Origin of the sequence: Cognatiluteimonas telluris, from assembly GCF_011320095.1 — a bacterium.
GTDB classification, from domain to species: Bacteria; Pseudomonadota; Gammaproteobacteria; order Xanthomonadales; family Xanthomonadaceae; genus Cognatiluteimonas; species Cognatiluteimonas telluris.
This window is the reverse complement of record NZ_JAANOY010000003.1, coordinates 210734-218307: the sequence shown is the minus strand read 5'-3', so window position 1 is coordinate 218307 and position 7574 is coordinate 210734. Positions and strand designations below refer to the sequence as shown.

The following is a 7574-nucleotide window of genomic DNA, read 5'->3' as shown; positions in this document are numbered from 1 at the left end:
AGGCGCCTGCGATGGCGCCATCGGCGCGGTCGGCACGCTGGCGTCGGGCGCCGCGGTCGAAGGCGTCGCGGGGGCGGCCTGCGCCGGTGCGTTCGGCACGGACGTGTTGCCGGTGGCCGGCGCCGTGGTCGCCGGCGCCGCCGGGACCTGCGCCATCAGGCCGAGATCCTGCTTGACCGGGCCGCGGGTGGAGTTGTGGGTCGAGTACCAGGCCATGAACAGGCTGATCGCGAAGAACGCGACCGCCATCCACTTGGTGCTCTTGGACATGAAGTTGGAGGCGCCGCGGGAGCCGAACACGGTCGCCGAGGCGCCGCCGCCGAAGCCCGAGCCCGCCTGCGCACCGGCACCGCGCTGCATCAGGATCAGCGCGATCATGCCGATCGCGAGCAGCACGTAGAGGACATTGAGGATCAACAACAGCATTGAACGATCTCTTCAGTGGTAACGCTGGCCCATCGACAGGCCGACAACCGGAGGTCAGCGACCGCCTGGCGGATTGCCGGCGGCCGCCGCGATGGCGAGGAAATCGGCAGCCACCAGCGAGGCGCCACCGATCAGGCCGCCATCGACGTCGGGCTGGGCGAACAGCGCCGCGGCGTTGCCGGGTTTGCAGCTGCCGCCATAGAGGATCGGCAGCGAGCCCGCAATTTTAGCATCGCGGGCGGCGACTTCGCCACGGATGAACGCGTGGACGGCCTGCGCCTGCTCCGGGGTGGCGGTCAGGCCGGTACCGATCGCCCAGACTGGCTCGTAGGCGACCACGGCGCCTTCGAAGGCCTGCTCGCCGCACAGGTCGAATACCGGCTGCAGCTGGCGCTCGATGCAGTATTCGGTCTGGCCGGCCTCGCGCTGGTGCTGGCTTTCGCCGACGCACAGGATCGGGACCAGCCCGGCGGCGCGCGCGGCCTGGAACTTGCGCGCGACCAGCTCGCTGCCTTCGTGGTGGTACTGGCGCCGCTCGGAATGCCCGACCAGCCCATAGCGCGCACCGACATCGGCCAGCATCGAGGCACAGACTTCGCCGGTGTAGGCGCCCTGCGCATTGGCGCTGACGTCCTGGGCGCCGAACGCGACCGACGGATAGGCGGCGACCAGCCCGCTCAGGTAGGGCAGCGGCGGCAGCACGACGAGGTCCACGCCCGCGGGGGCCGGCCGCGCGGTGATCGCATCCAGCAGGCCGTGGGCGAACGCGCGGTCGCCGTGCAGTTTCCAGTTGCCAGCCACGATCCGGCGACGCATGCCACACCCAGGGATGCCGTGAAAGGCGCGCAGTCTAGCAGCCGGCAGGCGCGCGCCTCCATGCACCGCCGGTGCCGTTGCGACGCATTCGCACGACCACGACCACGGGATGGATGCGACGGGCGTCCTGGGCCACTGCAGGAAGCCGGCAACGTGGCTTTAGAATCGGGCGCCTTCCCGCGGCGAGTCGCATGGTCCCATCCGCACACCCCGGCCATGCCCTCGTCACCGGCGCCTCCAGCGGCATCGGTGCGGCATTCGCACGCGACTACGCGCGGCGCGGCGTGCCGCTGGTACTCACCGCGCGGCGCCTGGACCGGCTCGAAGCCCTGGCCTGCGAACTGCGCGTGCAGGTGCCGGTGGAGGTGATCGCCGCCGACCTTGCGCAGCGCGACGCCCCTGCCCGGCTGGTCGCGGAACTGCAACGGCGCCGGATCGCGGTGACGCACCTGGTCAACAACGCCGGCTACGGCGTGCCCGGGCGATTGCTGTCCTCGGACTGGAGCGTGCATGCGGACTTCCTGCAGGTGCTGGTGACGTCGGTCGCCGAACTCACCTGGCGCCTGCTGCCCGCGATGGAAGCGGTGGGCCATGGCCGCGTCATCAACGTCGCGTCGCTGGCGGGACTGACGCCGGCCTCGGCCGGCCACACGCTCTATGGCGCGGCCAAGGCCTTCGTCATCCGCTTTTCCGAGTCGCTGGCCGAGGAGATGCGGGCGCGCGGCGTGCACGTGACCGCCGTGTGCCCAGGCTTCACCTACAGTGAATTCCACGACGCCAACGGCATGCGCGGGCGGGTATCGAAGTTGCCCCCGTGGTTGTGGCTGGATGCGGACACCGTCGCGCGCGCCGGCATCGACGCCGTCGAGCGCGGCGACGCGCGCATCGTCGTCGGCCGCATCAACCAGCTCATCGCCGGCATGAGCAGGCTGCTGCCGGCGGCCGCCATGCGCGCGCTGGTCGCCGGCCCCAGCAAGCATTTCCGCGACACGGATTGACCATGCAACCCAAGCCCACGCCCGTACGCATGCTGCCCTACCGCAAGCCGACGCAGGGCCGCGATTACTGGTTGCTCGACGATGCCCTGCCCGACCCGGTGGCCGTGCGCGAACGTTGCCTGGCGCGGGACGACTGGACGCAAGGCTATCCGCATCGTCCGGAAGCCTGGCCGGGCATGCGCACCATGCCGGCGCTGGAACCGGCCGAACTGGAACCGCTGGAGGCCTGGGTGCGCCAGGCCACCGGCAGCAAGCGGCTGTGGATCGAATCGACGCCCGACGGTGGCCACCTCAACCACAACTGCGTGCAGGTCGTCGGCGTCGATGAGTCCGGCCCCAAGCCGCATACCGACTCGCGTAGGCTGTGCCGTTACGCCGCGGTGCTCTATCTCAATCCAACGGCACCGGCGGACTGCGGCACCAGCTTCTACCGCCAGCGTTTGCCGAATGGCCAGCTCGGCGGCAACGCGGTGATGCCGCCGCACGCCAATCTTGTCGAAGCGCTGGGCTCGCGCTTCGTGGCGATGAATTCCTTCGTCGAGGACGTCGCCATCGAGCACCGGTTCAATCGCCTGCTGCTGTATCGCGCCAACCTCATCCACAGCGCGAGTGACTACTGCGGCCACGCGCTGGCCGACAAGCGCATGGCTGCCGTGTTTTTCTGGATGGCGTAAGGCGGATTCCAACCCGCCATCGACCCGCGGCCAAATCCCGCCCGCTCGCTGTCGCAAGCCGGGCTTCAACCCGCCGTGAAGCGATCAACATCGCTTCACGGTTTGGCGACGACCCTCAGCCCGCGTCCGCTGCCGCCCGCACCGCCGCCGCCAGCGACTCCAGCGTCGACCGCACCAATGCCTCGTCGTCGGCCTCGACCGTGACCCGCACCACCGGCTCGGTGCCCGACGGCCGCAGGAACGCCCGCCCGCGACCTTCGACCGCCTGCAGCGCCTGCGCCAGCGCCGCCTTGACGCTATCCGCCTCCGCAGGCCTGGCGCCGTTGGCGCAGCGCACGTTGATCGTCTTTTGCGGCACGCGCTGCATGCCGGCCAGTGCCTGGCGCAGGGTGATGCCGCGCCGGCGCAGCACTTCCAGCACCTGCAGCGCGCTGACGATGCCATCGCCGGTGTTGGCGCGATCCAGGCACAGCAGGTGCCCGGAAGCCTCGCCACCGAGCACACCGTCGTGCTGCAGCAGCGCCTGGTGCACGTAGCGGTCGCCGACCTTCGCGCGCAGGAACGCGATGCCGCGCTCGCCAAGCGCGCGCTCGAAACCGTAGTTGCTCATCAGCGTGCCGACCACCGGCCCGTGCAGACGGCCGCTTTGCTGCCAGTCGGTCGCCAGCACGTACAGCAGGTCGTCGCCATCGCAGATCGCGCCATCGGCGTCGACGAACAGCACGCGGTCGCCGTCGCCATCGAAGGCGATGCCGACGTCGGCGTGCACCGCGGCGACGTGCGCGACCAGGCCTTCGGGATGGGTCGAGCCCACGCCGTCGTTGATGTTGATGCCATTGGGATCCACGCCGATCGCGTCGACGCGGGCGCCGAGTTCGCGCAGCACCAGCGGCCCGAGCTGGTAGGTCGCGCCATTGGCGCAGTCCATCGCCACGCACATGCCGCCGAGGTCGAAGCCCTTGGGGACGGAGTTCTTGCAGGCTTCGACATAACGCCCGAGCGCATCGCGCGTGCGCACGGCCTTGCCGAGCTGCTCCGAAGGCATGGTGATGAACGGCTGGTCGAGCGCGGCCTCGATCGCGAGCTCGGCGGCGTCGTCGAGTTTCTCGCCAAGGGCGGAGAAGAACTTGATGCCGTTGTCGTAATGCGGATTGTGCGAGGCCGAGATCACGATGCCGCCATCGGCGCGCAGCGAACGCGTCAGGTGCGCGACGGCCGGCGTCGGCATCGGGCCCATCAGCTGCACGTCGACGCCGGCGGCGACGAGGCCCGCTTCCAGCGCGGCCTCGAACATGTAGTTGGAGATGCGCGTGTCCTTGCCGATGATGACCATCGGCTTGCGCCACTCGCGCCCCTGCTCGGCGCGCTGCTTGAGCGCATGGCCATAGGCATTGCCCAGGCGCAGCACGAAGTCGGCCGAGATCGGGCCTTCGCCCACGCGCCCGCGGATGCCGTCGGTACCGAAGTAGTTGCGGCTCAAGCCGCCACCTCGACCTCATCCACCGGCCGCGGCTGTTTCATCAGCAGCGCCAGCAGGTCGGCGACGCGGTCGCGAATTTCGCGGCGGTCGCAGATCTGGTCGATGGCGCCGTGCTCGACCAGGAATTCGCTGCGCTGGAAGCCCTCGGGCAGCGTTTCACGCACGGTCTGCTCGATCACGCGCGGGCCGGCGAAGCCGATAAGCGCCTCGGGCTCGGCGAGGTTGATGTCGCCCAGCATCGCCAGCGAAGCCGACACGCCGCCGGTGGTGGGGTGCGTCATCACCGAGATATAGGGCAGCTTGGCGGCGCGCAGGCGCGCCAGCGCGGCGGAGGTCTTGGCCATCTGCATCAGCGAGAACAGGCTTTCCTGCATGCGCGCGCCGCCGGTGGCGGAAAAGCACACCAGCGGGCTGCCGATCTCCAGCGCGCGTTCGGCCGCCAGGGCGAAGCGCTCGCCGACCACCGAACCCATCGAGCCGCCCATGAACGCGAAGTCGAACGCGCAGGCGACCAGTGGCCGGCCCTTGAGCGTGCCCTGCAGCGAGATCAGCGCATCGCGCTCACCGGTGGCTTTCTGCGCGGCCTTGATGCGGTCGGAATACTTCTTCTGGTCCTTGAACTTGAGCACGTCGGTCGGGCCGAGCCCCGCGCCGATCTCGCTGGTGCTGCCGGCATCCAGGAACGCGTGCAGCCGCACCCGCGCCCGGATCGGCATGTGGTGGTTGCACTTGGGACAGACCTCGAGGTTTTCCTCGAGCTCGGGACGATAGAGCACCGCACCGCAGCGGTCGCACTTTTCCCAGAGCCCCTCGGGCACGCTGCGCTTGCGGCCGGCGGGAGCCTCGGTTCGGATACGCGCGGGCATCAGTTTCTTCAGCCAACTCACCGGGACGACACCTCGGACAGGAATGGAATGGGCGCGCCGGCGCCGGTCTTTGTGACACAAGGGCCGTCAAGGCCAGCGTGAAGTCTAGCGCAGCGCTCCGTCGCGACCGTCCAGCGCGGCCCGCAGCGGTGCCAGGAAGGCCCGGGCTCGCGCTTCGGCATCGGCGACATCGCCCGCCGGTGCGAGCTGCGCGACCAGCGCGCTGCCGACGACGACGCCATCGGCTTCGACCGCCATCGCGGCGGCCGAGGCGGCGTCCTTGATGCCGAATCCGGCGACGACCGGCACCGGGCTGTGGCTCCGCAGCGCACGCAGGCGCTCGCCCGCGGCGCCGGTATCGAGCTGGTCGGCGCCGGTGACGCCGGCGAAGCTGACGTAGTAGAGGTAGCCCTGCGCCGCCTCGCGAAGCAGGCCCAGGCGCGCATCCGTGGTGGTGGGCGCGGCGAGCAGGATCAGCGCCAGTCCATGGCTGGCGAAGGCTTCGCGGAACTCGGCCAGTTCCTCCGGCGGCAGGTCCACCAGCAGCACGCCGTCCACGCCGGCGGCCACCGCCTCGCGCGCGAAGCGTTCGGCACCGCGGATCTCGACCGGGTTCAGATAGCCCATCAGCACCACCGGCGTTTCGGCATCGCGCCCCCGGAAGTCGCGCACGCAATCGAAGACGTACGACAGTCCGGCGCCCTTGCCCAACGCGCGCTCGGAACTGCGCTGGATGGTCGGGCCATCGGCCATCGGGTCGGAAAACGGCACGCCGAGCTCCAGCACGTCCGCACCGGCATCGACGAGCGCGTGCATCACCGGCACGGTGGCTTCGAGCGACGGATCACCCGCGGTGAAGAACGGCACCAGCGCCTTGCGGCCGGCGCTCTTGAGTCGTGCAAAACGGGTGTCGATGCGATTCATGCGTCCAGCTGTTCGGTAGGAGCGGCTACAGCCGCAATCTCTCTGTCTCTGAAAGCGCCCTCATCTGCCCTTCGGGCACCTTCTCCCGCAAGCGGGAGAAGGAAGATCAATCCGTGCGCGCGGCAATCTTCGCCTCTACGGAAAACGCGATCACAACTGCAGCCCTTCGCGCGCGGCGATCGTGTGCACGTCCTTGTCGCCGCGGCCGGACAGGTTGCACAGCACGAGCGCGTCCCTGGGCAGGTCGCGCGCGAGTTTCACCGCTTGCGCGATCGCGTGGCTGGATTCGAGTGCGGCGAGGATGCCTTCGGTGCGTGCGAGCCGGTGAAAGGCGGCGAGCGCCTCGTCGTCGGTGACGCCGACATATTCCGCCCGCCCGGTGTCCTTCAGGAACGCGTGCTCGGGGCCCACGCCCGGGTAATCGAGCCCCGCCGAAACCGAATGCGTCTCGACGATCTGGCCGTCGTCGTCGCACAGCACATAGGTGCGGTTGCCATGCAGCACACCCGGGCGCCCGGCCGACAAGGAGGCGGCATGGCGGCCGCTGGCGATCCCCTCGCCCGCCGCTTCGGCGCCGACGATGCGCACGCCTGGATCGTTGAGGAAGGCGTGGAAGATCCCGATCGCATTGCTGCCGCCGCCAACGCAGGCGGTGACGACATCCGGCAGCTTCCCGTATTCGGCCAGCATCTGCGCGCGCGCCTCGCGGCCGACGATCGCGTTGAAGTCGCGCACCATGCGCGGGTACGGATCGGGCCCGGCGACAGTGCCGATGATGTAGAACGTGTCGCGCACGTTCGTCACCCAGTCCCGCATCGCTTCGTTGAGCGCGTCCTTGAGCGTCGCCGATCCACTGTTCACCGGCACCACCGTCGCGCCGAGCAGCTTCATGCGATAGACGTTGATCTTCTGCCGCTCGATGTCGGTCGCGCCCATGTAGACGACGCATTCCAGCCCCAGCCGCGCGGCGACCGTCGCGCTGGCGACGCCGTGCTGGCCGGCACCGGTCTCGGCGATGATCCGGGTCTTGCCCATGCGGCTGGCCAGCAGCGCCTGGCCGATGGTGTTGTTGATCTTGTGCGCGCCGGTGTGGTTGAGGTCCTCGCGCTTGAGCAGGATGCGCGCGCCGCCGACGTCGTCGCTCAGCCGCTGCGCGCAGTAGATCGGGCTGGGGCGGCCGACGTAATGCGCCAGGTCGTCGTCGAATTCGGCGATGAAGGCGGGATCGCCGCGCGCGGCATCGTAGGCCGCGGCCAATTCTTCAAGCGGCCCGATCAGGGTTTCGGCGACGAAGCGCCCGCCGTGGCGGCCGAAATGCCCCGAGGCATCGGGCCAGGCGTGGAAATCAATGGTGGTGTCGCGATCGCGATCCATCGGTGGCGCACGGCGG

General features: G+C 69.6%; 8 protein-coding genes. 2 read left to right on the top strand and 6 right to left on the bottom strand.

The window, feature by feature from the left end:
• Nucleotides 1-426 (bottom strand): preprotein translocase subunit SecG (gene secG, locus G7B67_RS04090; protein WP_166208225.1); only part of this gene is annotated, 426 nt, incomplete at its 3' end.
• A gap of 54 nt (nt 427-480) precedes the next feature.
• Nucleotides 481-1242 carry a triose-phosphate isomerase gene (tpiA, locus tag G7B67_RS04085; protein WP_166208222.1) on the bottom strand — a complete coding sequence of 254 codons (762 nt, stop codon included), beginning with the start codon at nt 1240-1242 and terminating at the stop codon, nt 481-483.
• Between the two features lie 191 nt (nt 1243-1433).
• Between tpiA and G7B67_RS04080 the strand changes: the two genes are divergently transcribed.
• On the top strand, nt 1434-2240 hold the full coding sequence (locus G7B67_RS04080) for an SDR family NAD(P)-dependent oxidoreductase (protein WP_166208219.1): 807 nt from the start codon (nt 1434-1436) through the stop codon (nt 2238-2240).
• A gap of 2 nt (nt 2241-2242) precedes the next feature.
• Nucleotides 2243-2914 (top strand): DUF6445 family protein, encoded by a 672-nt coding sequence (locus tag G7B67_RS04075; protein WP_207780865.1) that lies wholly within the window; start codon nt 2243-2245, stop codon nt 2912-2914.
• 115 nt (nt 2915-3029) lie between these two features.
• Here G7B67_RS04075 and glmM read toward each other — a convergent pair whose 3' ends face one another.
• The 4 genes from glmM to trpB all read right to left on the bottom strand — a co-directional run bounded on the left by glmM (nt 3030) and on the right by trpB (nt 7558).
• Complete coding sequence (gene glmM, locus G7B67_RS04070) at nt 3030-4394, bottom strand: phosphoglucosamine mutase (protein WP_166208216.1); 1365 nt, start codon at nt 4392-4394, stop codon at nt 3030-3032.
• Complete coding sequence (gene accD, locus G7B67_RS04065) at nt 4391-5281, bottom strand: acetyl-CoA carboxylase, carboxyltransferase subunit beta (RefSeq protein WP_166208213.1); 891 nt, start codon at nt 5279-5281, stop codon at nt 4391-4393. Before accD ends, glmM begins: the two co-directional genes overlap by 4 nt.
• 84 nt (nt 5282-5365) lie before the next feature.
• Nucleotides 5366-6184 (bottom strand): tryptophan synthase subunit alpha, encoded by an 819-nt coding sequence (gene trpA, locus G7B67_RS04060; protein WP_166208209.1) that lies wholly within the window; start codon nt 6182-6184, stop codon nt 5366-5368.
• Nucleotides 6185-6334: 150 nt separating this feature from the next.
• A complete protein-coding gene (gene trpB, locus G7B67_RS04055) occupies nt 6335-7558 on the bottom strand; it encodes a tryptophan synthase subunit beta (RefSeq protein WP_166208206.1) in 1224 nt (407 codons plus the stop codon).
• Between the last annotated feature and the right edge of the window lie 16 nt (nt 7559-7574).

Bases quoted from the DNA above. Each gene is read 5' to 3' on its own strand.
- tpiA (WP_166208222.1), bottom strand. From the start codon at position 1,242: ATGCGTCGCCGGATCGTGGCTGGCAACTGGAAACTGCACGGCGACCGC.
- G7B67_RS04080 (WP_166208219.1), top strand. From the start codon at position 1,434: ATGGTCCCATCCGCACACCCCGGCCATGCCCTCGTCACCGGCGCCTCC.
- G7B67_RS04075 (WP_207780865.1), top strand. From the start codon at position 2,243: ATGCAACCCAAGCCCACGCCCGTACGCATGCTGCCCTACCGCAAGCCG.
- trpA (WP_166208209.1), bottom strand. From the start codon at position 6,184: ATGAATCGCATCGACACCCGTTTTGCACGACTCAAGAGCGCCGGCCGC.
- trpB (WP_166208206.1), bottom strand. From the start codon at position 7,558: ATGGATCGCGATCGCGACACCACCATTGATTTCCACGCCTGGCCCGAT.